This window comes from Chitinivorax sp. B, assembly GCF_005503445.1.
Classification (GTDB): domain Bacteria; phylum Pseudomonadota; class Gammaproteobacteria; order Burkholderiales; family SCOH01; genus Chitinivorax.
The window spans coordinates 16,598-40,818 of record NZ_SCOH01000038.1 but is presented as its reverse complement, the minus strand read 5'-3'; the positions used below and the strand labels follow the sequence as shown (position 1 = coordinate 40,818).

The window sequence follows — 24,221 nt, the reverse complement described above, 5'->3', positions numbered from 1 at the left end:
GCATCCAGTTACACATCACCGGATACCACTCGCTTTTTTTAAGCCGGGAAAACGCCGGTGGAAAGATAACGATCGCCGCGGTCACAGACTATCGATACGATCGTCGCACCTTCTACTTCTGCCGACAAGCGCAACGCGGCAGCCAATGCACCACCTGATGAAATACCAGCAAAAATGCCTTCTTCCCTAGCCAATCGGCGTGTCATCTCTTCCGCTTCCGCCTGGGTCACTTCCATCATGCGGTCGATCTTGTCCCACTGGCAGATGGCCGGCACATATTCTGGTGGCCATTTTCGAATTCCAGGAATCTGTGCACCATCACAGGGTTGCACGCCAATAATCTGTATGGTCGAACATTGCTCTTTCAAATAGCGACCGGTACCCATGATGGTACCAGTCGTCCCCATACTACTGACAAAATGGGTGATTTGGCCTTGTGTATCACGCCAGATCTCGGGCCCAGTCCCTTCATAGTGCGCTTGTGGGTTATCCGGGTTGGCAAACTGATCCAGAATCAAGCCACGCCCATCGCGTACCATCTGCTCCGCCAAATCCCGCGCACCTTCCATGCCTTGCGTCTTGGACACCAGCACCAGCTCTGCACCAAACGCCTTCATGGTTTGGCGACGTTCAACCGATAGATGCTCAGGCATGATCAATACCATTCGGTAACCCATCATCGCCGCTGCCATGGCCAATGCAATGCCAGTATTGCCACTGGTCGCCTCGATCAGTGTGTCCCCCGGCTTGATCTGCCCACGCGCCTCTGCGCGACGAATCATGCTTAAAGCAGGACGATCCTTCACCGAACCAGCCGGGTTGTTGCCTTCCAGCTTGACCAGAATGGTATTACCGGTCTTTCCAGGCAGGCGCTTGAGTTTCACCAGCGGCGTGTTGCCGACGAAATCTTCCAGGTATTTGTACATGACAGCGATCAGTTGAGGTTGTCGACAGGGTAAAAGAGATACTGTCGCACAAGATACGTGCTACGACAATTCGGCCGACCTTGTTATCGGTCGCAAGCATGCCAATGAAAAAGCCCAGCTTGATGCTGGGCTTTTCGCTGACAGGGAATATGTTATTCGCTCATCAAGGCAGAAGTATAGACCTCTTGCACGTCATCCAGCGCATCCAATACATCCAACAGCTTTTGCATCCTGACGGCATCGTCACCGGTCAACTCAGTTTCATTCAATGGTTTCATGGTGACCTCACCCATTTCTGCTTTGAACCCGGCTTTTTCCAGTACTTCCTTGACAGTTGTGAATTCATAGGGTGGCGTGATGACTTCGATCGAACCATCATCATTGGTCACGACGTCCTCAGCACCAGCCTCCAGCGCCGCTTCCATGATTGCGTCTTCATTCACACCTGGAGCATAAATCAGATAACCACAATGCTTGAACTGGAATGACACACAACCGTCGGTCCCCATATTGCCACCATATTTGGAAAATGCATGGCGTACATCGGCAACGGTACGGGTTTTGTTATCGGTCAGGCAATCCACCATCACGGCGGCACCACCAATGCCATAACCTTCGTAACGTGCCTCTTCATAGGTCACACCTTCCAACTCGCCGGTACCACGCTTGATGGCACGATCAATATTGTCGGCTGGCATGTTTTCTTCTTTGGCCTTGTCAACAGCCAAGCGCAGACGTGGATTGAAATTGATGTCACCTCCGCCCATCTTGGCAGCAACGGTGACTTCCTTGATCAGTTTGGTGAACACCTTGCCGCGTTTGGCGTCTTGGCGGCCTTTACGGTGTTGGATATTGGCCCATTTGGAATGACCAGCCATGATGACCTCGTTTAAGTGCTTGAGTCAGGAAAGAGCAGAATTCTACCACGCCGCCCCAATCGAACCCAAAGCTGGCGTCAAGTCTTGATATGCCGCAAAGGCAGCAAGACATTTTGTATAAAGAAGCGGCCCGGAACATCCGGGCCGATTTACTGACAGTCAGGCACTGCAGACATTGCCCTGCTCGACCTCAACTAGGCATTGCATGTCACATTGATTTATTTTGCCGCCACTTTTTCATCGGTCGCCCAGCCACCACCAAACGCACGGAACACATCCACCGTCGCATTCAAGGCGGCAAACTCTGCGTCCACACGATCAAGATCGGTTGAATACAGATTACGTTGCGAGTCCAACAGCTCCAGGTAACTGCCCTGGCCAGCCTGATATCGCAACGAAGCCAGTTTGGTCGCCTGCGTCAACGATTGCAGCCGACGGTTTTGGGCAGTTTGTACCTCAACGGCGGCGCTACGACTGGTCAACGCATCCAGGGCCTCTTTGAAGGCGGTCTGTACCGTCTTTACATAACTGGCCTGCTGTTGAACTTTGCGGGCTTCAACCTGATTGACCTGTGCATCGATACGCTTCAAACCCACCAACGGCTGCACCAGCGAACCTGCCACATTCCACATCAATGCGTCACCGGTGAATAACTTTGACAACGACTCGCTGGCACTACCGAATGCACCGGTCAGTGATATTGAGGGGTAATACTGCGCCCGCGCCTCACCAATTCGTGCATTCGCAGCAACCAGACCTGCTTCGGCCTGGCGTACGTCAGGACGCTGTGTCAGAACATCCGCTGTCAGTCCAGCTGGCACGGTTGGCAAGGTCGGCCATGCCGCATCCGCTTGCGGCCGCGCTACACGGCCTTCTACAATATCCTTCGGCGATCGGCCCACCAGCAAGGCCAAGGCCCGCTCGGTTTTGGATTGAGCTGCTTTCAGGCTGGGCAAAGCCACCGCAATGGCCTCACGCTCGCTCTCAGCTTGCGACAAATCCAGTGACGAAATCACACCCGACTTGAACCGAGCCTGCTGCAACTTCATCGCTTCGTCACGGGTATCCAGCGTTTTGCTGGCCAGCTCGACTTTCTTATCCAGCGCGCGCAACTGGAAGTATGTCTGCGCGACCTGAGCAGCGATGGCTGCCTGTGCCGCATGTTTGGCTTCACGACTGCTCAGCAGTTCGGCATCGGCGGCCTCATTGGCACGCCGAATTTTGCCCCACAGATCTAACTCATAGGACACATTCAACGTGGCCTGATGATTGGTCACCTGATTGGGCGAACCTGCCTGATAGCCAGCAGTACGATGACTAGGCCGGGTCCGTGAACTGGTCATCGCTGCATCCAGCTGTGGCAGATAAGCAACACGGCTGGAATCGACCAGGGCACGCGCTTCTTCAACACGCGCACTGGCAATTTTCAGATCCTGATTGTGCTGCAAGGCATCATCAATCAGGCTGTTCAACGTGGCATCGTTGAACGCTGCCCACCAGCGCGACAATTCAAGCGGCTTGTTCTCCGTGCGGACAGCGGCCGGCAGGTCCAGCGCTGGGCGCTGGTAATCCGGCCCACTGGCGCAGCCCGCCAACACCGTCAATGCAACGGCAAGGGTGAGGGAATTACGCATAGGGTTCCTCCGTGGTCGTACGCTCGACCGGGATCACATCTTCGTTTTTCGACTTCTTGGCAAACAAGTCAGTGATCAACTTATAAAACAGCGGTACAAAGAAGATGGCCAGGAAGGTTGCCGCCAACATCCCACCCATTACCCCGGTCCCTACCGATTGACGGGATGCCGCGCCCGCACCGGACGAGAAGGCCAACGGCACCACGCCCAAAATGAAGGCCAGTGAAGTCATCAGAATCGGACGGAAGCGCAGTCGTGCTGCTTCCCGTGCCGCTTCCACTGTTGAGAGGCCTTCGTTCTTCTTGAGTACCGCGAACTCCACAATCAAGATCGCATTCTTCGCCGCCAAGCCCAGCAAGGTTACCAAGCCAATCTGGAAGTACACGTCATTACTCATGTCCCGCAACCACACGGCAGCCAATGCACCAAAGGTACCGAACGGTAGGGCCAGCATGACGGACAATGGCATCGACCACTTCTCGTACTGTGCTGCCAGGATCAGGAACACCATGATCGCGGCCATTCCGATCGCCAGACCAGACGTACCACCAGAGCGCTTCTCCTGATAAGAGGCACCACCCCAGTCATAGGTAAAGTCAGGTGGCAGGACCTCCTTCGCGATCTGTTCGATACGGGCAATCGCTTGACCTGAGCTGACACCCGGCGCACCCGATCCCATCAAATGTACGGCAGGCAGGTTGTTGAAACGGTTCAGCGTTTCCGGCCCCGAGGTGTATTCCACCTTGGTGAAGGCCGACAATGGAACCATCTTGCCCGACGTCGACTTCACATACATAGAACCAATATCTTCAGGGCGCATGCGGTACTTGGAATCAGCAGACATCAACACCTGCCAGGTACGGCCATACTTGTTGAAGTCATTGACATAGTAGTTACCCAGCATGGCGGACAAGGTGTTGAACACATTATCCAGCGATACACCCAGCGATGCCGCCTTTTCACGGTCCACGTCCACATACAACTGTGGTGTAGCAGCACGCCACAAGGTATTGACCCCTGCCAGCATCGGATCTTTGTTGGCACGTTCCATGAACTGTTGCGCCACTTCGTTCAGGCGTTTGGCGCCACCTTCACCCCGGTTCTGGATGTAGAAGTCGAAACCACCGGCACTACCCAGGCCAAAGATGGCTGGCGGGTTGAAGGCCAATACCAATGCCTCCTTGATATGCGCGGTCTTCATAAACAGCTCACCAACTAGATCACTGGCTTTTACCGTACGCTCATCCCATGGCTTTTGTGAGACAAAGATCGTGGCAGCCGAGTTACGGAAGCCACCACCCAGGAAATCCATACCAGCAAAAGACATCACGTGCTGGTTGGCAGAATTGGACTGAATCGCCCCAATCACTTCCTGCACAACCTTGTCGGTACGCTGCAATGTGGCGCCATCGGGCAGGAACACCGCTGCGATGTAGTAACCCTGATCTTCTTCCGGAACCAACGAACCAGGTGTTGTCTTCCACAGGCCTGCGGTCATCGCCACCATGCCACCAAACAACAACATGCCAATCAGCGAACGACGCAACATCCAGCTCACCCCGCCGACATAGCGGTGGGTTACACGCTCAAACCAGTTGTTGAACCAAGTGAAGAAGCGGCCCGGTGCTTTGTGTTCGCGCTTCAAAATCAGTACGCACAGACTTGGGGTCAGTGTCAACGCCACCAGGCCTGAGATACCCACTGCAATCGAAATGGTGATCGCGAATTGACGATACAACTCACCAGTCAACCCACCCAGGAAGGCAATCGGCACGAACACCGCCGTCAGCACCAGCACAATCGCGATCACCGGCCCGGTCACTTCACGCATTGCCTTGACGGCTGCTGCATGGGCGGAGACATGTTCTTCATGCATGATACGTTCGACGTTTTCCAGCACGACAATCGCATCATCCACCACGATACCAATCGCCAGCACCATCCCGAACAAGGTCAGTGTGTTGATTGAGTAACCCAGCATTAACAAGCCAGCAAACGTACCAATCAATGACACCGGCACCGCAATGGTCGGGATCAATGTTGCTCGCCAGTTCTGCAGGAACAGGTACACCACCAGGAATACCAGTACCATTGCTTCGCCGAGAGTTTTCAACACCTCCTTGATCGACACTTCCACAAATCGTGTGGTGTCATAAGGGATGGCATAAGTCAAACCTTGCGGGAACTGCTCAGCCATTTCGGAAATGTTGCGTTTCACTTCGTCAGCCACGTCCAGCGCATTCGCGCCCGGCTGCAGGAAAATACCTAACAGCACCGCAGGCTTGCCGTTGTAACGACCGATAAAGTCGTTGTCCTTCGCGCCCAGCTCTACGCGTGCAACATCCTTCAACTTGATGTTACCGGCAGGATTGGCCCGTACGATGATGTTTTCAAACTCCTTCACATCTGCCATCCGACCGCGCGTGGTGATTGAATACACCAGTTCCTGCCCTGCTTCGTTCGGCGACTGACCGATCTTGCCCGGTGCAAACTGCGCGTTTTGCTGGTTGATGGCCGCGATCAACTCATCGGTGGTCATTTTCAACTGCGTCATGCGATCCGGTTTGATCCAGATACGCATTGCATAGTCCTTGGCACCAAAGATCTGTACGTTGGTGGTGCCTGGAATACGCTTGACGCGATCCAGCACGTTTTGCGTGACATAATTTGAAGTATACAAATCGCTGTAACGACCATCCGGGCTGTAGAACGCCAATACCTGCAAGAAAGCCGAACTACCCTTCTCCACCGTCACACCCTGCCGCCGAACTTCCTGCGGCAATCGGGCTTCCGCCTGCTTGACACGGTTATTGACGTTGAGTGCAGCCTGGTCCACATCGGTGCCAATTTCAAAAGTCACCTGAATTTCCACCGCACCGTTACCGGCAGAGGTCGAATTCATATACAGCATGTGTTCCACGCCATTGATCTGGTTTTCCAGTGGGGCTGCCACCGTCTGCTCCAACACCTCTGCCGAGGCCCCAGGATAGACAGCACGCACCGAAACGACAGGCGGTGCAATCTCGGGATATTGCGCGATCGGCAACACCCGCATCGCAGCCAAGCCGGCGAGCATGATGAAAATTGAGATCACCGCCGCGAAAATGGGGCGATCAATAAAAAAACGAGAAAACATGAATTAAGCCCCTTGCTTAAGCCTGCGGCTTGCTGGCAGGTACCTGCCCAGGTGTGGCGAGCTTCACCGGCGCTCCTGGACGGACCTTCACCAGATTGTCGAGAATGACCATTTCACCGGCTTTCAGACCATCACGTACAATCCAGCCCTTGGCCCCCTTATCCAGGTTGACCCACTCGCCCACCTGTACATTACGGATTTCGGCTACGCTGGCACCGTCCTTGCCTTTACCGATCACATAGACAAATTTACCTTGGCCGCTTTCCAGCACGGCACCCTGCGGTACCGCCACTGCATTGGGTCGTACCGCACCAGACAGCATCACCCGCACGAATTGCCCCGATTTCAGTTTGGCACCTGGGTTAGCCAGTTCAGCCCGGGCATCGATCGTACCGGTCTGATTATTGACCCGTGCATCGGTGAAATTCAGCTTGCCGGTCTGTTCAAACGCGCTACCGTCCGATAGCCGCAGCGAAACCTGATACTTGCCGCCTTCCGGCAGTTTGATCTTACCGACCGCCGCCTCACGAGACAGTTTCAGATGATCATCTTCAGCAATACCGAAATTCACATACAGCGGATCAACCTGTACGACTGTCGTCAATAAACTATCCCCTGTGGCACTGACCAGACTGCCTTCCGACTTGGCGGCCTTGCCTGTAATGCCGGAAACCGGGGCGGTGACACGGGTATACCCCAGATTCAGACGCGCCTCTTTCAATCGTGCCTGGGTGGCTTTCAACGAGGCAGCAGCCAATTGTTCATTTGACAGCGCATCGTCATATTCCTTTTGACTGGTCGCCTTTTGCTCAATCAAAGGTTTCAGCCGTGCAACTTCACGCTTGGCTTGTGCCAAACGCGCCTCCGCACTGGCGACATCCGCCTCAGCCGCCGCCGATTGTGCTTCATAAGGCTTCGGGTCAATTACGAACAGTGTCTGCCCGGCTTTTACCATGCTGCCTTCTTCATACGCACGCTGTTCCAGAATACCGTTCACCCGCCCACGAATTTCAACTTCCTTCGAGCCAGCGGTCTCACCGACATACTCGAATGAAACGGGTAGATCTTGTGTTTGTACCTTGTATGTGTTGACTTCCGGCGGCGGCATGCCATGCATGCCATTTTCAGCCGGTTTGCCGCATGCAGCCAGGATTAAGGCTGCCAGGGGCGCGAGCGTTGCGATTCTTGGATAGTGCTGTCGCATGTGTAACTCCAATGGGACCAAGAGTGGTCAATTTTCAATGGCTCGCATATTACATACATTCACGCATGTTTGTAAATAAAATCCATGCTATAATGCGTAACAATTTGTCATAAAGCACTTCAGAAACAACATTCAATCCATTGTTTTTAATTTGATTACCAATCTGAATGCATGACATACCCGGAAATACCCGGACAGTAGTTGGCCTCGACAACAGCACCAGTTCGTGCCATCCCGGCCAATCTTTCGAGATATCCAACCAAATGCGATTGGGCAAGCATGCCCAGTCAAGATTACGCGCAGGAGAGCAAAATGAACTTCTTGATCGACGTGGCAGTAACCCCTAACAGACATCCTGACTCCCCATCTAACATGGATTGCCTACCGCCCACCAGCCATCGCCCGGAGTAAGCAGGCGTGGCACGTCGTACCAAAGAAGAAGCACTGGAAACGCGTAACCAGCTGCTGGATTCAGCCGAACAACTCTTCAGCGCCAATGGTGTCGCACAAACGACACTGAATGATGTCGCAGCTAACGCAGGCCTGACCCGTGGCGCCATCTATTGGCATTTCAAAAACAAGGCAGATCTGCTCGAAGCGCTATGCGAACGCGCCCGCATGCCACTGGAAGATGCGATGAATTCGCTGAATGACAGCCATGCCAGCCCACTTGATCGCATCCGAGCCAAATCAGTCGAAGTACTCCGTCAGGTGGTAGGTGATGCACATTGTCGATCGGTGTTCAATATCACCCTGCATAAGTGTGAATTCACCGACGAACTGGCCAGTCTGAAGAAAAGGCATCTGGAAGGCCGCGACGATTGCCTGAGCCAGATCGAACAAGAATTTGCCGAAGCTGCAGCTTCCGGCCAACTTCGCAAGGACATCAAGCCACGCATGGCGGCCATAGGATTGTTATCTTATATTGATGGTCTACTCTATCACTGGCTGCCCGTACCGGAATACTTCTCGCTTGGTGACGAAGCCGACGCGCTGATTGATATTTACCTGTCAGGACTCATAAGAAATGACTCAAGATGATCTCAATTTCGACAGCTTGGACAATAGCCTTCTAAATTGGGAATGCCATTTCTGAAAATACCATATAAAAACAACTACCCAGCATCGCCTTCACGCCTGATCAGAAGGCGATTTGCTGACCGGTTCAACTTGTCGACCATCATTTCAACACACCGCTGGACAACCCAAGTCTCATCGAATTCATTCCATGTTAAAAGCACCTTCAACACCCCTCACCATCAACCCACTCGCACATATTTCACTCTCAATCAATTAGACATATTCAGAACAACTCTAAAATCACCAAGTGAAAAAGCATTTGATTGATTTCAGTTTCATTTTATTTTTCAGAACAACTTCACTGGAGTAAACAGTATGGAAAAAGGATTACCCAAGGCCTTGGTAACACTGGGTATTTTACTGGCACTAGGCATGTCGGTCGCAGCCTTTCTGTTGGGCACGCAAACCCGGCATATTGGTTCGGGGCGGCAGAATATTTCAGTCAAAGGACTAGCGGAAAAACCTGTCAAGGCGGACCTGGCAGAATGGAGCATCGGCGTCAGCGTGCATGCTGATACCTTTGCCGATGCGTTAAGCAAGCTACGTCAGGGTCGTCCGGTACTGGATACGTTTCTGGAAAAGCAAGGGTTTGATAAAGCAACGTTGAAAGAAGGCGATGAAGATGTCACCCCGAATATGATTGAGGAGGAAACCCAGAACGGTCAGTTTCGCCAAGTACAAAAAGGGTTCGTTGCTCGCCAGTCGATTACCGTAACCAGCAAAGACTTGGCTAAGATTGCTACAGCGAGTAAGGCGGCCTTGCAGTTAGAAGCCGATGGTCACCCTGTATTCTATTCCAAACCTCTGTATTTGGTTTCGAACTTGGAAGAAGTCAAAATGTCGCTGATCGGTGCGGCAACGCAAAATGCAAAAAAACGTGCTGACGAGTTTGCGAAATATGGTGATACCAAGGTTGGCAGCATGCGGTCGGCATCACAAGGTGCATTTTACATTCTGCCTACTGGTAGCAGTGTCGAAGCCAATGATTACGGCGGCGTCTATGATAAAAGCACCATCGACAAGATTGCCCGTGTGGTGGTGACCATCGATTACAACCTGGATCAGTAACTACCTTTCTGTGCTGGCCGAGTGTTAGCATGCCGTGACCGGCATGCTTGTTTGATCCAGGTTATGTCGACATGTGTGCAAGCACGGCTATAATGGCCAGCCATGCGCCCACTCCGCCCCTTTCACTCAACTCTTTGGCTTGTTGCCTTCGTACTGCTTTTTGCAGCGTTGGCGCCCGCGTTGAGTACTTGGCGGACGAGTAGCACAGGTGAATGGATTGAAGTCTGTACCACATTTGGCATCAAGCGGATTCAAGTGGATTCACCCAGTTCCCCTCCGGTTGAATCCCACCAATATGGTATTGATTGTCCATTTTGCCTGAATCCATCCGGGCCGGCGATCCTGCCACCGCCCTTTCACCTGAGTTTACCGCTGGCAGGGCAGGCACCACTGGTCGCCTCAGTACTTCGCCCTTTCCTGCAAGTCGTCATCCCTCGCGCCCCGCCAGCTCGAGGGCCGCCGCAATTCCACTGATGCAATCCCGTTACTGAATCATTCCCAAACCAATAGATACGGGAATGGTGTGAGCTGTCGCCGGTCGTACCGGCGCAATGTACCGGGCGCATCAGTGTGGACTGCGCTTACAGCAATGAATCATCGGGTGGACATTAGTCATTGTTCAATACTACCGGTCATGTTTGATCACAGCCGGCATCAGTAACAGACATGGCCTCTGTATATCGAGTCAGGCTATCGCAAGTCTGCATTGGCATGCGCCATTGCCAGAGATTTGCTCAATGGAATTACTCAAGTCATATCATCAGCACCCATGTTTTGCCCGTTCCCCTCTTGTTATTACCTTGTCACTGGTTTGCGCCCACAGCTATGCCAGCGAGGCCACTATCACCAATCAGGATGTAATTGTCGTCTCTGCCTCACGCGCTGCGACCGCCCTAAAGGATACGCCAGCAGCTATTGGCAAAGTGTCTGAAGCGGCACTGGATCGGTTGAAACCCACCTTTACCGGTGAAGTATTGAACCAGGTTCCCGGGGTGTTCATGACTAATCTAGGCAACGAGCAGCACAGCATGGCAATTCGCATGCCGATATCGACCAACGCTTATTACGTTTATCTTGAAGATGGCTTGCCAATCCGGCCTGTTGGCATTTTCAACCACAACGCGCTCTACGAAATCAACCTGCCGGGCGCTGCGGGTGTAGAGGTCATCAAAGGGCCCGCATCCTCACTATATGGCAGTAATGCAGTAGGGGGAGCCGTCAACTTTCTGACACGTAAGCCCACCACAGAACTGGAGGCACAGTTTGCCACCCAGGCCAGTAATGCTGGCTATCGCCGCGCTGATGTCGATGTGTCCTCGTCTGCCGGCAAGATTGGGTGGCGGGTGGCGGGCTATCACGCCCGCTCTGATGGTGGGGATGCCGATTACGACAGCTTTGAAAAGACTGGGGCCACATTACGAACTGACCTGGCCCTGAGTAGTAAAGCCAGCCTGATCACCGTGTTGACACATAACACACTACGGACTGACATGCCCGGCAGCCTGAAGCCCAGTGACTTCGAACAACGCCCGGACTTCAGTCAGCAAACGTTCACTTGGCGGGAGGTCAAGGCAACACGATTGAGCACCACGTTGGCAGGCTCCTGGATGGAGAATGGTGAATCCGCCGCTACGCTGTTCCTGCGCAACAACGATACCGCCCAATTACCCAGCTATCTGGTATTCAACACGGGTTCAACATCAGCCAGTGGCCGACTCAATGATAACCATTTCCGATCGTTCGGGCTGGATCTGCGCCATCGCCAGCAATTTGACCAAGTACGGGTGGTCGTGGGCGCTAGTACTGAACGCAGTCCCAACGACTACAACGAACAAAACCTGAGCATCGAGCGCGACCCATCGACCGAAAAGTATCTGCGCTACAACGTAGCAGGGCAGCGCCGCGATTATCGTGTCGTGCTCACCAATCAAGCAGTTTACAGTCAGCTTGAGTGGCAATTGACCCAGTCAGTCAGATTGGTAGGTGGTATGCGTTACGACGCAATCAAATATGATTATCACAATCATCTACAACCCTCGGCAACGACAGGTGCACCATCTGAAACCCGACGTTTTCAGCGTACCAGCCCCAAGTTAGGCGCAATCTGGAACCTGATCTCTGGGCTGGATACCTATGCCAACGCTAGCCAAGGTTTTATCCCACCAGAAGTCAGCAGCCTGTATGGCGCACTGAATGTGCCAAACCTGCAACCCGCCCGCTATGACAATATTGAAGTTGGCACCCGCTTCCGTCGTAATGGATGGAACTGGGAACTGGCACTGTATCGACTATCCGGCCACGATGAGCAGGTGAACTACACCATTGCACCGGGCAAAAGTGAACCACGCAATGTTGGCCGCACCCGTCATCAAGGCCTGGAGTTCGGAATGGGCTGGAAAGTCTGGCCCGATCTGCAGTTACGCGCTTCCGGCAGTTGGGCACAACACCGTTTCCTGACCTATGATGCCAGCCCAGCCCTCAGCTATGCCGGTCGCGACATGCCACAGGCACCCAAACTGATTGCCAATCTGGAGGCCACTTGGACCCCGACTCCTGACACACGTTTGAGTCTGGAAGCACAACGCATGGGCAAGTGGTGGATGGATAACGCCAACACGGTACGTTACCCAGGCCATGCACTTTACCACCTGCGTGCCAGCCACGACCTGGGCAATTGGCAGGTATGGGCCAAACTGATGAACCTGACAGACAAACGCTATGCAGAATCGGCCAGCTCAAGCTTCAGTGGCGTAGGCGCCCGTCATCCTGATACGCAGGACAGTTATACCGCAGGTGATGGCCGCACCTTCTATGTGGGTGTGCGTTACCGCTTTGGCGCCTGAGGTAAATCATGACACATGCAGACTCCAGCTTGATACAACAACTGACCCAGCCAAACCAGCTGGCATTCTGGTACCGTTGGCATCGCCGAATCGGGCTATTGGCGGCTATTCCAGCCATATTGTGGGCCTTGAGCGGTCTCGCACACCCGATCATGACAAGGCTGTTCCCGAGCGCAATAGCCATGAAACCACCTGCCGAAATCATCAATCAGGCGGGCCAATCGCTGGCAGAAGTCATGCAAGCAGCGGGAATTCAGCAGCTTGCCGCAGCACGCTTGTACGGTCGGGCAGGATTACCGGTCTACCAGATCAGGGAGCCTGGTCACACCACATGGCGATATTTCAATGCAGCTACGAGTGAGGAAATTCTATCCGGCGATCAAGAGCAAGCAATTGCCTTGGCCCGACATTTCACTGGCGATACCCGCAGCCCCATCCGCAATGCAACTTTGATCACCCAGTTTGATGTCGACTATCTGCCCGTCAACCGGTTGCTACCCGTTTGGCGAGTGTCGTTCGAGCGAGATGACAATCTGCGTGCCTATGTTGAAACCAGCCCCGCACGTCTATCAGCCTTGATGGACGATCGCAAGGCGACTTTCCAGAACGTATTCAGACTGATACATAGCTGGACTTGGGCGGAAGAACTGCCTGTTGCACGACGGATCACGATGTCGCTAATCCTGTTTGCAGCAGCACTTGCCACCCTGTTCGGGGTCATGGTGTATATGAAGCAGCATCGCCGGCTTGGTTACCCCGCCAACCGTCGGTGGCATCGTCGATTAGGGCTGCTAGCAGGTTTGAGCATGCTGGCGTTTACAAGTAGTGGCATATTGCATTTATGGCTGAAACAGCCTTTGCCCCTTATGCCGCACATCGAGCAAACCATACAAACCAGCTTGCTGACGGCAAAGCTCAGCAGCCTGCAAGCTGGTGCCACATTGGTCATACTCGATGGCCGACCAGCTTGGCAACAAAAACAGCCCCAAAGCATGGCGGATCATGGACATACCCACCATGGTGCGACCGGTAAACCCGCATCCCTGTCAGTTTCACACTACCTGGACGCAACCGATGGGAGTCCGCTAGAGCATGGCGAAACAAGGTATATCCGGCAACTGGCCAGTGCACTCATTGGCCAACCGCTCCCATCCAGTCCTCCATATCAATGGGTGACCCGTTTTGAGGGAGAATACGGCTTCATCAACAAACGCTTGCCGGTAGTTCATGTGCAGTTTGCCGGGGACAGCTACTACATCGAGCCCACTACCAGCACGTTGGCGGCGACCGTTCATCCCGCCAATCGGGTGGAAGGTTATGCATTTTCCTGGCTGCACAAGGTGCATTGGCTGGATGTACTGGGCAAGAACGGGCGCGACGGGCTGCTCGGTTGCTTTGCCCTGCTGAACGCAGTGACGATCGGATTCGGCCTGTGGATGTGGTGGCAACGTCGTCAACCCAGACAGGGGTAACGTCATCAACAAAAAAGGCAGTGGTCAAGCCGCTGCCCTCGGAATCTGGCCAATATCTGTGATAAGCAGTCGCCAGTGAGGTGAAGCGCAGCAACAAGTCCAGCACCTAGATATGGTACATGAGGATGTCGAGCCGCACTTGAGTTCTGATCGCGGGCATTGACCAATGCACTTACCTCGTAGCGGTTGGCAGGTGGCACCTTTATCATCGCCACCAAGCGTCCCGTCAAATCTCATCCAGTGAAATGACCTCGACGCTTTTCAGTGTCAACTTCACGGCCTTGCCCGTTCGGCCTGATACATAAGTCGTGAACTGCTTGCTCCAGGCTTCCATGAAACGGCGCATATCCGACGCAGTCAACGGTACGCTGAATTCGCCAAAGTTCGGATCAAAAATCACCAGCATCTTGCCTCGACGCCCCTCATAACAATAAGTAGCACACATATGATCGGTGTTGAGGCCTTCCAGATTCGCCAATAGGATGGAATAGCGATTGGCCGGATTGAAATAGGTCAGATACAGCTTGCTGGTGTCTTTTGCTTCTGGCTTGGCTTGCTTCCAGTGATGATTAGGGTTCAATCCGATATGACTGGTCAGATCTCCCCCCAACCGCTCCTTGTTGCTGCTGGCGGGGCGATTGAACTTATCGGTGTATTCTGCAGCTTGCCACAGTACGCCGTCCTTACGCATCCAGTTCATGCGGCTGACGGGCGTTTCGTTTGGATATTGCCGGTGACGCTTGATCCATTCCAGACTCAAGCCTGGACAGGCACCAACCTCGACACGCTTATCGGCACCCAGATTGGACAATACTGGATTGCGCTGATCGTAACTGGCAAGCCTAAAGGCTTCCAGTTCGCGAAGGATGGGCCATGGTGTGATGTTGCCTGACATATTGTCGACCTCGCTATCATTTTTTAGCCATGCCTGATGGCATACAGACACGACCTTTATGAAAAAGCGGCGAGCATATCAAGACCGACAAAACCACAATATCAGATATACCGTAATTTACATATTAAAAACATCTGCCACTTAGGCCATCCACCTGATAAGAAAAAATTATCGAAAATCATAACGGACACTGGCGTTGACATCGTGCCTTACATAGTCGGAAATCGGAATATTCGAATTTCGTGAAATGTAATCCCATTTGAGTTGCAGGCTAAGTGCCTTGTTCAATCGCATGGCAGCCCCAGCACCGACCGACCATTGACGGTCGGCACGGTTGACCAGAAAGGCTGAATTAACCCGATCATATCTGCCTTGCAAAGCACCCGCCGTGACATACCACTCAGTATTCGCAGGCCCGCGCCAACTACCCTGCATACGAATGCCGCTCAGCGTGGCGTTACCATCGGTCCGGTCCTGCGCACTGACCTCCTTCGCGCCAAACAACTGGCTGGCAAGCTGCCATTCGCCGCCCGGGTGACTATAGATCCAGCTCAGCGATGTGGCCCGTTGATCAAAATTATTGTCAGCCAACCCGGGAGCCGGATATTGATGGCGCATGAACTGACCGGATAACAACAGGTGATTGCGCTCATCCAAGCGATACCACCAATCCAGATTCCCGCCCCAACTACGGCGATTCAATCGTGAACCCAATGTTGCCCACTGCCCCACCGCATTCACCACCCACAAAGTGTTCCCATGTGTCAATTGCAAGCCACTACGCAGTTCAGCGTCGTCAGTACTGAATACATGATGCTGACGAAACCGGCGGGCATTACCACGGACACTGGTCACCGAGCGTAACTGCCCTGCCAGTAGCACCGAGGCTTCGCCACCTGCTGTCAACCGACCATAACTGTCTCGCAGCTGGACATTTTGCGGGTTCAATTTGACTTGCAAATCGCCCAAAGCGGGTACCGTCAACAAGTCACCACTGGGTGAAGTATTGATGTTCGAGTCCCAACCCAATCCCGTATCCAGATAGCCCGTTAATGTGTAAGGCCCTGATTCGGCTGGGCGCTCCAGTGCAACCAGTTGCCGATAGACCATGGCACGTGCTGCAGCCGGTGGCTGCATATCCATGATCGTATCAAACACGGCTTTGGCACGGCTGCGATCTCCCATTTTCAAGTAAGCCCGTCCCAGATCTAACCAGGCGGCTGCATGCCGTGGGCTCTGTGCAACCACCCGCTCCAGTGCAAAACTGGCCGCCTCAGGCTGATTGTTGGCCAGATAGGCCGCCCCTAACAGATAGTCGTAATCAACTTCCCCAGCCCGTTGGCTTTCAGCTGGCGCTAACAGTGCAAGCGCTTGGTCAGCTTTGCCCTGCCGTAGCAATTGTTCTGCCTGATCCAGCATCGGAAGCGCTTCAGCCCATACGGATGTACTTAAACCAACCGACAACACAAGATACCAGCGCGCCAGACGCTGGTTGATCAAACGCTTATTCATCATGGACGAGACAACACCGCTACACCATTCACGGTTTGTCCTGTCTGGGTGCTCAACCCAAACCCGGTAGCCAAACCCTTACCCTGCTGACCGACCAGCATCCCTGTGGCAACACCATTGCCCTGACCGCTGCCACAACCTGTACCAACACAAGTGGTTTGCAACTGCAGTTTGCCAGCAGCAAAATCCGCCAGCGATTTGAAACCATCCATTGCTCCCGACCATTCGCGTCGCTGCGCGTCGGTCAGGTTGATCTGATAGCGGGTGATACCCGGATTGCCACCAAACATCACATCCACCGACATGCCATTGATGCGACCACCCAATGCGCCGGACTCGTCTGACAGGCGTGAATGCCCCACCAATCTCTCGAAGGTGAAAGTACCACTGATACTGTTGATGACTTCCATACTGGTGGCACCGCCAGGAGAATAGGCAAAGTGATGCACCTTCACCGATTGGTCATCCCCGGTATCCGGATCAATCTGGAATCCGCCTTCAGTACCGTTGGCATACAGCCCCCAGTACACAGGTACGTTATCCATCATGGCGCCACAAATCTTGACCAAGCGGGCATCCCCACTGATGTAGTTGAAACCCGTATCACCATCGGCCATCGCAATCGGGATATTGGTGCTCGGATCAAGTAATGCCAGCGCATACTCCAGGCCGGCATCCAATACACTGGCGGACATCGCGTATTGCTGCTTGCCGCCCAGCTGGTTGACGCCAACATAGGCAGATTGGGGTGGGGCGAATACCAGCTCGGTACCGTCCAAGTTGACCACTGTCCGATTACTACCCAGTTTCAATGCCTGGACAACGTCATCACTGGTTGTATCTTCCACACCCGGGGTGCTCTTGCGTGATGTCGATAACAGCTCGGCTGCAGATGTCCCCAACAATGCTGGCAACGCTTTCAACAAGGTTGGGCTGGCACCATTTGGTCCAACATAGCCCACTTCGGTTGGGCCCAATGGCAATTTGCTGCCAGCGGCTTCAACCACAGTCCCACCACTCAGTACACGGTTGTAGGTACCGGCGGCCAAGTCAATGCGGGCCTGTTCGATATGAAACACTTCATGATCGGTGCCGCGAATACCGATTCGGGCCAACGGCGTGGCAATTGCATAATTCTCTTTATGGGCATGCCCGATTTCGCCCGTTATGGCCCGCATGCCGCCTTCCAGCAAGGTCACGGCAAAACGTTCACTGCCATCCATGGTAGAAGGTTTACGGAAGGCATCAATAACTAGCCGCGTTTTTGCACGCAGCATCAGCTTGCCATTGTCGGCCATCTGTAACTGCGCTAGCGCCAGATCAGCCACCGCCAAAGTATCGCCTTCGCAGACTGGATCACCCTTACGCAGGACGCGGGCTGGACCATCTGGTTGCCACGCCATGATACCGCCCTTGGCGAACAACACCCGGCCTGCATAATTCGCTGTTGGCTGTTGACGGCCAGTTCCACCTATGCCATTACCGGCACGCAGCCCGGTTCCACCAATGCCGTTTTCCAACGGTTTGTCGCCTGGTTTGCCAGCATCAGGTTGTATACCCGTGCCACCAATACCATTCTCAGCCGGATGCTGATCGCGAGTATCGGGCTGAACACCTGTTCCACCAATCCCGTTGTCACGTGGGGCCTCGCAGACCGCCGCCAACGTACTGGTCGAGATCACCAGGCTCAAGGCACCGACGATCAGCACCTGTTTCCAGAATGGCTTGTCATGCCCGCTCATCTGCAACCTCGTCTGCCTCATGGTAGAAATAGATACCGCAATTGATGCGCTGAGCCTGCTCAGGTTTACCGGCCCGTTCTGCTTTCAATGCCATTGCCTGACGACTCAGCAATTGCAGCAGTGACATACCTTCTGTCTCCGCCAATGCTTTCAAGGCCGCCACATCTGCCACCGTTAAACCGTCGTAAAACACGCAGCGCTCCATGAAAGGCGGCAGCGCACCACTCACGTTGTGCGCAACAGCTGCAATATGGTCATGCAGGTTTTGGCCGGCGAAAAACACTTTGTCGTCATGGCTGGCATTCGGCAAAAATTGTGTCACTTGCAAATGAACCCGATCACCGTCATCAATCATGACCCGACTCAGGCGCTGCCATTCATCCAGTATCACCCGTGGCCGAATGTCCTTGCTGACCGACTGCACCAATGCTTCGAATGACAAATCACCACCTTGGCTACCCAGCCTGGCCAATGGCTTTGGATGACCACTGTCGTCCAGATAATGTTGATCACCCGTCCACCGTGCAAACAGTTGGGCAGTCAATGATTCATGTGGCAGTTTTGCAGCGGGCTCATCCCGCAAGCGCTTCACATCCTTACGATGTACGCCGGTCAACAAGCTGATACGGCTATCTGTTTGCGGCCTGCCGTCTATCGAGAACCGTTCCTCTGCCTCTTTTACATAGGCTTCTTTCAACAGCTCCAACAAGGCCGGGTAGCCGATACCATTTGCCAGCAATAGCCGGACCAATGGCCGCAATAAATGCCGGATCGCCGCCAATAGCCTTGTTGATGGCGTTCCTGAGGGCATGCTGTCCATTCAGAACCATTCAATCCAAGAGAATAAACATTCGCATCATAACATGACGATTTGACGCGGGAAAATATTCCACATATTATGAGTGTGAATTTTTCCCACGCTGAATCAACCATCAGATCCACTTCATACCCACACCGAACTGGATCCGGTCGATTGCAAATCAGGACACTGCCCATGAAAACCCTTCTCCATAGCGCCCGCTTGATTGCAGGCCAACCAGCGTCGCTACTCAGCTCGCGTTACTGGAAGTATCTGGCACGTGCCCTGGCAATCTATCCATTGACACAACGCTGGCTTGGCTACCTGTTACATGATGAACGTCGCGCCGAAATGGCCGCCTGCAATACCCAGCTGTTCCTGAAATTGCAGCGCCCCTATCTTCGCAAAAACATCGGGCTGAATGAAAAGCTGACCATTCTCCAGCAGCATTACGACTTCATCGATGAACACCTCGCTTTGCCACTGCGTTCATTGCTCTATCAAACAGGTCGTTTGCCACTAGCCACCTGTACAGGCAAAAGTGGTCAGCAGTATGGTATTGAGTTGAGCCCGACCCGCTCATTCGACAAGGAGGGAGAACTGATGGTGTGCCTGCTATCCCCGACGGGAGAGGGAGTCATTACCCGTGCGGTGTTCTCTATTCATCAGGACGAAACCGGGGAATACATCATGGAGGTCGGCTGCCTGCAAGGGCCGCGCCGTAGTCTGGGAAATGAGGCAGTAAAGGCTGCAACCCGCGATCTGCATGGACTAAGGCCAAAAAATCTGATCATGCGCTGTGTCTATGACCTTGCAAAATTGTGGGGTATCCGCAAGATTCGCGCAGTTGCAGGCCAATATCATATCTACCACACACCATTCCGGCGACAGCGTACGATTTCGGCCGATTACGATGGTTTCTGGGAAGAAATGGGTGGGCAATTACTGCCCAAAGGATGTTATGCCTTGCCAGCCGAACCGACACGCAAAACACTTGAAGACATTGATAGCCGCAAACGTGCCCAATACCTGCGTCGCTTCAGCCTGGAAGACAGTATCAGTGTCAGCATTCGCGATGCGTTACAAGTCACACCGCTGCTGGTACAGCCTGGGCAACAAGTCACCCTGCAAAGTCGTTTTCTGGGCGAATATCATCAGGCAGCTTGAGTGCCGTGGATCATGAATCACGTCGATAACTGCTAGGACAAGCATTGACATGACAAACCAGATTCCGATCAGACTTGGCTGCTGATGGCAGCTAGGTCAACTCCATCCCCAGCACCAAGCCCCACGAATGAGTCGCCAATGGATGCCAACCTGTACGCTGATAAAACGCCAGCGCACGCTGGTTCTGGCCATTGACACCCAAATGCACCCCCCTGACACCTGCATCACGTAACGCAGCCAGAAACACCTGCAATAGCCGGTTACCCCACCCCTGGCCTTGTGCCATTGGCAGCAGATCAATATGCAAATGAGCCGGATAGCCATGTGTTCCTGCCATGACTGGGTGACCACGATGCAAGGTCCGAATCATCCGGGCATCAGGCGATTGGTCGACCTCGGCTGGCATCGGGTAACGCAAACGCAACGGCGGAAACCAATCAGCCTCGCATTGGGCAGCAAAATGCGAGGAATCTGCCACTCCCAGCACGTAGCCCACAACCTTGCCGCTCAATGTCAGCACAAAGCACAACTCCGGCGCAAATACAGCATAAGGGGCCGCATACACATGCCCCAACAGCTCAGGATCATGATAGAGATGTGACGCATCCTGTCCACTGTCACCAGTCAGTAAACAAATACGATACAACGCAAGTAAATCTTCAAATTGGTAATGACGAATCGCAAACGTCACTGCAAATGAAATCAGAGTGGGGTGATCAGACAGACCGCTTCGGCAGCAATGCCTTCGCCCCGGCCGGTAAAGCCAAGGCGCTCTGTCGTTTTGGCCTTGATATTGACCATGTCGGGTAACAAGCCCAGGTCTTCAGCAATATGAGCCACCATTTGCGGAATATGCGGTGCCATTTTGGGTGCCTGAGCAATGATAGTGGCATCAACATTGACCACACGGTAGCCCTTCTCATGCAGCAGCTTCCATGCATCGCGCAGCAACACCCGGCTATCAGCATCTTTATAACGGCCATCGGTATCCGGAAAATGTCGTCCGATATCCCCCAACGCCGCAGCCCCCAAGAGTGCATCAGTCAGTGCATGTAGCAGCACGTCAGCATCAGAATGCCCCAACAGGCCTTTTTCAAACGGAATGTCTACCCCACCGATGATCAATTTGCGCCCTTCCACCAGTGCGTGTACGTCAAACCCTTGCCCAATTCGCATACTTTGCCTCGTTTGATTCATTGCGCCGATTGACTGCGGATGATCATGTCCGCCAACGCCAAATCGGCAGGATAGGTGATTTTCAGATTGCGTACACTGCCTGGCACCAGTTTAGGCTGCAAGCCAAGGCGCTCAACAGCAGAAGCCTCATCGGTAATGTCAGCATCCAGCTCACCCGCCAACGCTTGCGACAAAATGCCATAACGGAACATCTGCGGTGTTTGTGCTTGCCACATTGCATCTCGCGATACTGTGCCAGCAATGCGCTGGCCGGCATCAGCCCGTTTGAGGGTATCAGCCACAGGCACCGCGAGAATACCCCCTACTGCATCCTCTGCCAGGTTGGTCAATAGTCGGGATAATTCCGACTGCGCCAGACAAGGCCGAGCTGCATCATGTACCAATACCCAATCAGCATCCATCAGCGTATCGGCCAAATGAAACAGGCCATTACGGACCGATTCGGCCCGACTACTGCCACCACAACGCAATACCGTCAGTTTACCTGCAGCAAATTGCCAATCATGACTGGTGAACCACTCATCTTCCTGACTGATCACTACCACCACCTGATTGATCACCGGGTGGTTAACAAACGCTGCAATGGTATGCCTGATAACCGGTGCGCCAGCCAAATCCAAATACTGCTTGGGGGTACTGGAAGCCATGCGGGAACCGCTCCCTGCCGCTGGCAACAGAGCAACATAGCGCCGCTCAGCCACCGGCATCGGCGGGTTCCGGCGTTGCAGTCAATTGACGCCAAATACAGCTACCCTTCACCGCTTTATCGAGATCGTTCAAATAACCCTCATGGGTAGTCAGCTCATCGGTTGTCGGCGAGATTACTCTCAACGGACCACGCTTACTACCTTGGAACTGTAACGAGGATGCAGGCGAAATGTCCGCCATATCCATCATCAGGCTTTCCTGCCCACGGGTCATGGACAAATACACGTCACCCAGCAGCTCACAGTCAATCAGCGCACCGTGCAACACCCGTGCCGAGCGGTCAATACCGAAAAAGTCACACAGCGCATCCAGGTTATTGCGCTTGCCAGGTCGCATTTCCTTGGCCATCGCCAGCGTATCGATCACACCGGCAATATTGTCTTGAATACGCCCCATGCCCAACATGGCGAACTCATGGTTGATAAAGCCAAGATCAAATGGTGCGTTGTGAATAATCAGCTCAGCCCCTCTTACAAACTCCAGGAATTGCCTGGCGACATCGGCAAATTTCGGTTTATCCGACAGAAAATCCGTCGTCAGACCGTGCACATTCAAAGCTGCCTCATCACTGTCACGCTCAGGATTGATGTACAGATGCAAATGTCGATCAGCAGGCGATATGACGCGGTTGATCATTTCCACAGCCGCAATTTCGATGATGCGGTGACCTTGTGATGGCTCCAGACCCGTAGTTTCGGTATCGAGGATAATCTGTCTCATGGTGCTTTCGCCAGGGTCACGCCCTGATTGGCCAGTTGATCGGCTCGTTCGTTGAATTCATGCCCAGCATGTCCCTTGACCCAGCGCCATTCGATAGCGTGCTGCGCCTGAGCCCGGTCCAGTTGTTGCCAAAGGTCGGCGTTCTTTACCGGTGCATTCTGGCTGGTTTTCCAACCCTTCTTTTTCCAGCCATGAATCCACTCGCTGATGCCCTTCTGAACATATTGTGAATCGGTATACACTCGTACCGTGCAAGGCCGTTTCAGCACACCCAGCGCCTCGATTACGGCTCGCAATTCCATGCGATTGTTGGTGGTTTCCTCTTCACCGCCGAACAATTCGCGCTCGTGCGAACCATATATCAGCAGCGCCCCCCAGCCACCAGGGCCTGGGTTGCCTTTACAAGCGCCGTCAGTATAGATCTCGACGACAGATTCTTCATTCATGTTGTGGTCCCGAACTTCCCTTTTGATGCGTACCTGCATTAGCGCTCTGACGTTCGGCCAAGGCCGCAATGCGTGCTCGCAGTTTGTATTGTTGCCAGGTCGGTGTAATCAACCGCATCCCTTGCACACGCTTGATGGCATGCAGGAAGTAAATACCGCCAGCCACCGGCCACCAGCGCTGACCAACTCGCTCCATGAAGCCGAAACGATGCAGCCACTGTAGCTGCAGAAAAGGCGGCGCGTAACAGGCCAATTGATTGTCATTGACTTCAAAGCTGAGCAACGCCAGCCAATCCTTGATCCGTGGCAGACTCAGAAAATGAGCACGCCAGGGTATCCCCTGTCGTCGCAACCACAACCGCTTGCCACCCCATAGGCTCCAAGGGTTAAAGCCGGCAATCAACAGCTGGCCATCCGCCACCAGCACCCGTTCCGCCTCGCGCAGCACCTGGTGCGGATTGGCATTGAAATCCAGCACGTGCGGCAGCACAATGAGATCGATACTGCCTGACTCCAATGGCAGGTTGGCTGGATCACAGTGCAAATCCACAGTGCCAATGCGCCCCAATTTGATGCGATGCGGCATCCTGTTGGCACGCAACAGATCAAACTGTGACATACCAACCTGAACCGCATGGAATCCGAACAGATTGGCGACTACGTGGTCAAAATAAGCCTGCTCACGTTCAATGACATATTGTCCCAGTGGGCTTTCCCACCAATCGTTCCAGTCAGGCATTGGTAACCCTTTCCTTCACCGGCGACCGTTTGGCGCCAACCGTTTCAGAGGTGAC

General features: G+C 53.6%; 21 protein-coding genes. 6 read left to right on the top strand and 15 right to left on the bottom strand.

The window, feature by feature from the left end:
- Positions 1–38: 38 nt before the first annotated feature.
- The 5 genes from cysM to FFS57_RS19365 form a co-directional block, all read right to left on the bottom strand.
- On the bottom strand, positions 39–926 hold the full coding sequence (cysM, locus tag FFS57_RS19385; RefSeq protein WP_137939473.1) for a cysteine synthase CysM: 888 nt from the start codon (positions 924–926) through the stop codon (positions 39–41).
- 152 nt (positions 927–1,078) lie between these two features.
- Positions 1,079–1,804, bottom strand: coding sequence for a YebC/PmpR family DNA-binding transcriptional regulator (locus FFS57_RS19380; RefSeq protein ID WP_137939472.1), 726 nt, complete (start codon positions 1,802–1,804; stop codon positions 1,079–1,081).
- Positions 1,805–2,022: 218 nt separating this feature from the next.
- The gene (locus FFS57_RS19375; RefSeq protein WP_137939471.1) at positions 2,023–3,438 is read right to left on the bottom strand and encodes an efflux transporter outer membrane subunit; all 1,416 of its coding nucleotides are present in this window, start codon (positions 3,436–3,438) and stop codon (positions 2,023–2,025) included.
- The gene (locus FFS57_RS19370; protein WP_137939470.1) at positions 3,431–6,574 is read right to left on the bottom strand and encodes an efflux RND transporter permease subunit; all 3,144 of its coding nucleotides are present in this window, start codon (positions 6,572–6,574) and stop codon (positions 3,431–3,433) included. The genes FFS57_RS19375 and FFS57_RS19370 overlap by 8 nt, the downstream gene beginning before the upstream one ends.
- 16 nt (positions 6,575–6,590) lie before the next feature.
- Complete coding sequence (locus FFS57_RS19365) at positions 6,591–7,778, bottom strand: efflux RND transporter periplasmic adaptor subunit (RefSeq protein ID WP_137939469.1); 1,188 nt, start codon at positions 7,776–7,778, stop codon at positions 6,591–6,593.
- A 417-nt stretch (positions 7,779–8,195) separates the two neighbouring features.
- On the opposite strand from FFS57_RS19365, the gene FFS57_RS19360 reads away from it, so the two are divergent.
- The 5 genes from FFS57_RS19360 (at position 8,196) to FFS57_RS19340 (ending at position 14,241) form a co-directional block, all read left to right on the top strand.
- Positions 8,196–8,819, top strand: coding sequence for a TetR family transcriptional regulator (locus FFS57_RS19360; RefSeq protein ID WP_137939468.1), 624 nt, complete (start codon positions 8,196–8,198; stop codon positions 8,817–8,819).
- 354 nt (positions 8,820–9,173) lie between these two features.
- Complete coding sequence (locus FFS57_RS19355) at positions 9,174–9,926, top strand: SIMPL domain-containing protein (protein WP_137939467.1); 753 nt, start codon at positions 9,174–9,176, stop codon at positions 9,924–9,926.
- A gap of 102 nt (positions 9,927–10,028) precedes the next feature.
- A complete protein-coding gene (locus FFS57_RS26305; protein WP_137939466.1) occupies positions 10,029–10,400 on the top strand; it encodes a DUF2946 family protein in 372 nt (123 codons plus the stop codon).
- A 326-nt stretch (positions 10,401–10,726) separates the two neighbouring features.
- On the top strand, positions 10,727–12,769 hold the full coding sequence (locus FFS57_RS19345; RefSeq protein WP_171014079.1) for a TonB-dependent receptor family protein: 2,043 nt from the start codon (positions 10,727–10,729) through the stop codon (positions 12,767–12,769).
- 8 nt (positions 12,770–12,777) lie between these two features.
- Positions 12,778–14,241, top strand: a complete 1,464-nt coding sequence (locus tag FFS57_RS19340) for a PepSY domain-containing protein (protein ID WP_137939464.1) — start codon at positions 12,778–12,780, stop codon at positions 14,239–14,241.
- 226 nt (positions 14,242–14,467) lie between these two features.
- On the opposite strand, the gene FFS57_RS19335 is transcribed toward FFS57_RS19340, so the two are convergent.
- The 4 genes from FFS57_RS19335 to FFS57_RS19320 all read right to left on the bottom strand — a co-directional run bounded on the left by FFS57_RS19335 (position 14,468) and on the right by FFS57_RS19320 (position 19,201).
- Positions 14,468–15,136, bottom strand: coding sequence for a YopT-type cysteine protease domain-containing protein (locus FFS57_RS19335; protein ID WP_137939463.1), 669 nt, complete (start codon positions 15,134–15,136; stop codon positions 14,468–14,470).
- Between the two features lie 168 nt (positions 15,137–15,304).
- Positions 15,305–16,651: a tetratricopeptide repeat protein gene (locus tag FFS57_RS19330; protein ID WP_137939462.1), complete on the bottom strand. Its 1,347-nt coding sequence runs from the start codon at positions 16,649–16,651 to the stop codon at positions 15,305–15,307.
- On the bottom strand, positions 16,648–18,390 hold the full coding sequence (locus FFS57_RS19325; RefSeq protein ID WP_171014078.1) for a FecR family protein: 1,743 nt from the start codon (positions 18,388–18,390) through the stop codon (positions 16,648–16,650). The genes FFS57_RS19330 and FFS57_RS19325 overlap by 4 nt, the downstream gene beginning before the upstream one ends.
- Complete coding sequence (locus FFS57_RS19320; protein WP_137939460.1) at positions 18,377–19,201, bottom strand: DUF6502 family protein; 825 nt, start codon at positions 19,199–19,201, stop codon at positions 18,377–18,379. The genes FFS57_RS19325 and FFS57_RS19320 overlap by 14 nt, the downstream gene beginning before the upstream one ends.
- Positions 19,202–19,384: 183 nt before the next feature.
- Between FFS57_RS19320 and FFS57_RS19315 the strand changes: the two genes are divergently transcribed.
- Complete coding sequence (locus tag FFS57_RS19315; RefSeq protein WP_171014077.1) at positions 19,385–20,356, top strand: VirK/YbjX family protein; 972 nt, start codon at positions 19,385–19,387, stop codon at positions 20,354–20,356.
- A 91-nt stretch (positions 20,357–20,447) separates the two neighbouring features.
- Here FFS57_RS19315 and FFS57_RS19310 read toward each other — a convergent pair whose 3' ends face one another.
- From FFS57_RS19310 to FFS57_RS19285, 6 genes are read right to left on the bottom strand one after another with little or no spacing between them, the layout of a single operon-like run.
- Positions 20,448–21,047 (bottom strand): GNAT family N-acetyltransferase, encoded by a 600-nt coding sequence (locus FFS57_RS19310; RefSeq protein ID WP_137939458.1) that lies wholly within the window; start codon positions 21,045–21,047, stop codon positions 20,448–20,450.
- An 11-nt stretch (positions 21,048–21,058) separates the two neighbouring features.
- Positions 21,059–21,532 (bottom strand): 2-C-methyl-D-erythritol 2,4-cyclodiphosphate synthase, encoded by a 474-nt coding sequence (ispF, locus tag FFS57_RS19305; protein ID WP_137939457.1) that lies wholly within the window; start codon positions 21,530–21,532, stop codon positions 21,059–21,061.
- A 17-nt stretch (positions 21,533–21,549) separates the two neighbouring features.
- Positions 21,550–22,260 carry a 2-C-methyl-D-erythritol 4-phosphate cytidylyltransferase gene (gene ispD, locus FFS57_RS19300; RefSeq protein WP_137939456.1) on the bottom strand — a complete coding sequence of 237 codons (711 nt, stop codon included), beginning with the start codon at positions 22,258–22,260 and terminating at the stop codon, positions 21,550–21,552.
- Positions 22,247–22,981 carry a DNA polymerase III subunit epsilon gene (gene dnaQ / locus FFS57_RS19295; RefSeq protein ID WP_137939455.1) on the bottom strand — a complete coding sequence of 245 codons (735 nt, stop codon included), beginning with the start codon at positions 22,979–22,981 and terminating at the stop codon, positions 22,247–22,249. The genes ispD and dnaQ overlap by 14 nt, the downstream gene beginning before the upstream one ends.
- Positions 22,978–23,427 (bottom strand): ribonuclease HI, encoded by a 450-nt coding sequence (gene rnhA / locus FFS57_RS19290; protein ID WP_137939454.1) that lies wholly within the window; start codon positions 23,425–23,427, stop codon positions 22,978–22,980. Before rnhA ends, dnaQ begins: the two co-directional genes overlap by 4 nt.
- Positions 23,420–24,166 carry a class I SAM-dependent methyltransferase gene (locus FFS57_RS19285; RefSeq protein ID WP_137939453.1) on the bottom strand — a complete coding sequence of 249 codons (747 nt, stop codon included), beginning with the start codon at positions 24,164–24,166 and terminating at the stop codon, positions 23,420–23,422. The genes rnhA and FFS57_RS19285 overlap by 8 nt, the downstream gene beginning before the upstream one ends.
- Between the last annotated feature and the right edge of the window lie 55 nt (positions 24,167–24,221).

Coding starts and splice junctions, on each gene's coding strand:
- cysM (WP_137939473.1), bottom strand. CDS start 926: ATGTACAAATACCTGGAAGATTTCGTCGGCAACACGCCGCTGGTGAAA.
- FFS57_RS19380 (WP_137939472.1), bottom strand. CDS start 1,804: ATGGCTGGTCATTCCAAATGGGCCAATATCCAACACCGTAAAGGCCGC.
- FFS57_RS19375 (WP_137939471.1), bottom strand. CDS start 3,438: ATGCGTAATTCCCTCACCCTTGCCGTTGCATTGACGGTGTTGGCGGGC.
- FFS57_RS19370 (WP_137939470.1), bottom strand. CDS start 6,574: ATGTTTTCTCGTTTTTTTATTGATCGCCCCATTTTCGCGGCGGTGATC.
- FFS57_RS19365 (WP_137939469.1), bottom strand. CDS start 7,778: ATGCGACAGCACTATCCAAGAATCGCAACGCTCGCGCCCCTGGCAGCC.
- FFS57_RS19355 (WP_137939467.1), top strand. CDS start 9,174: ATGGAAAAAGGATTACCCAAGGCCTTGGTAACACTGGGTATTTTACTG.
- FFS57_RS26305 (WP_137939466.1), top strand. CDS start 10,029: ATGCGCCCACTCCGCCCCTTTCACTCAACTCTTTGGCTTGTTGCCTTC.
- FFS57_RS19340 (WP_137939464.1), top strand. CDS start 12,778: ATGACACATGCAGACTCCAGCTTGATACAACAACTGACCCAGCCAAAC.
- FFS57_RS19335 (WP_137939463.1), bottom strand. CDS start 15,136: ATGTCAGGCAACATCACACCATGGCCCATCCTTCGCGAACTGGAAGCC.
- FFS57_RS19330 (WP_137939462.1), bottom strand. CDS start 16,651: ATGATGAATAAGCGTTTGATCAACCAGCGTCTGGCGCGCTGGTATCTT.
- FFS57_RS19325 (WP_171014078.1), bottom strand. CDS start 18,390: ATGAGCGGGCATGACAAGCCATTCTGGAAACAGGTGCTGATCGTCGGT.
- FFS57_RS19320 (WP_137939460.1), bottom strand. CDS start 19,201: ATGCCCTCAGGAACGCCATCAACAAGGCTATTGGCGGCGATCCGGCAT.
- FFS57_RS19315 (WP_171014077.1), top strand. CDS start 19,385: ATGAAAACCCTTCTCCATAGCGCCCGCTTGATTGCAGGCCAACCAGCG.
- ispF (WP_137939457.1), bottom strand. CDS start 21,532: ATGCGAATTGGGCAAGGGTTTGACGTACACGCACTGGTGGAAGGGCGC.
- ispD (WP_137939456.1), bottom strand. CDS start 22,260: ATGCCGGTGGCTGAGCGGCGCTATGTTGCTCTGTTGCCAGCGGCAGGG.
- dnaQ (WP_137939455.1), bottom strand. CDS start 22,981: ATGAGACAGATTATCCTCGATACCGAAACTACGGGTCTGGAGCCATCA.
- rnhA (WP_137939454.1), bottom strand. CDS start 23,427: ATGAATGAAGAATCTGTCGTCGAGATCTATACTGACGGCGCTTGTAAA.
- FFS57_RS19285 (WP_137939453.1), bottom strand. CDS start 24,166: ATGCCTGACTGGAACGATTGGTGGGAAAGCCCACTGGGACAATATGTC.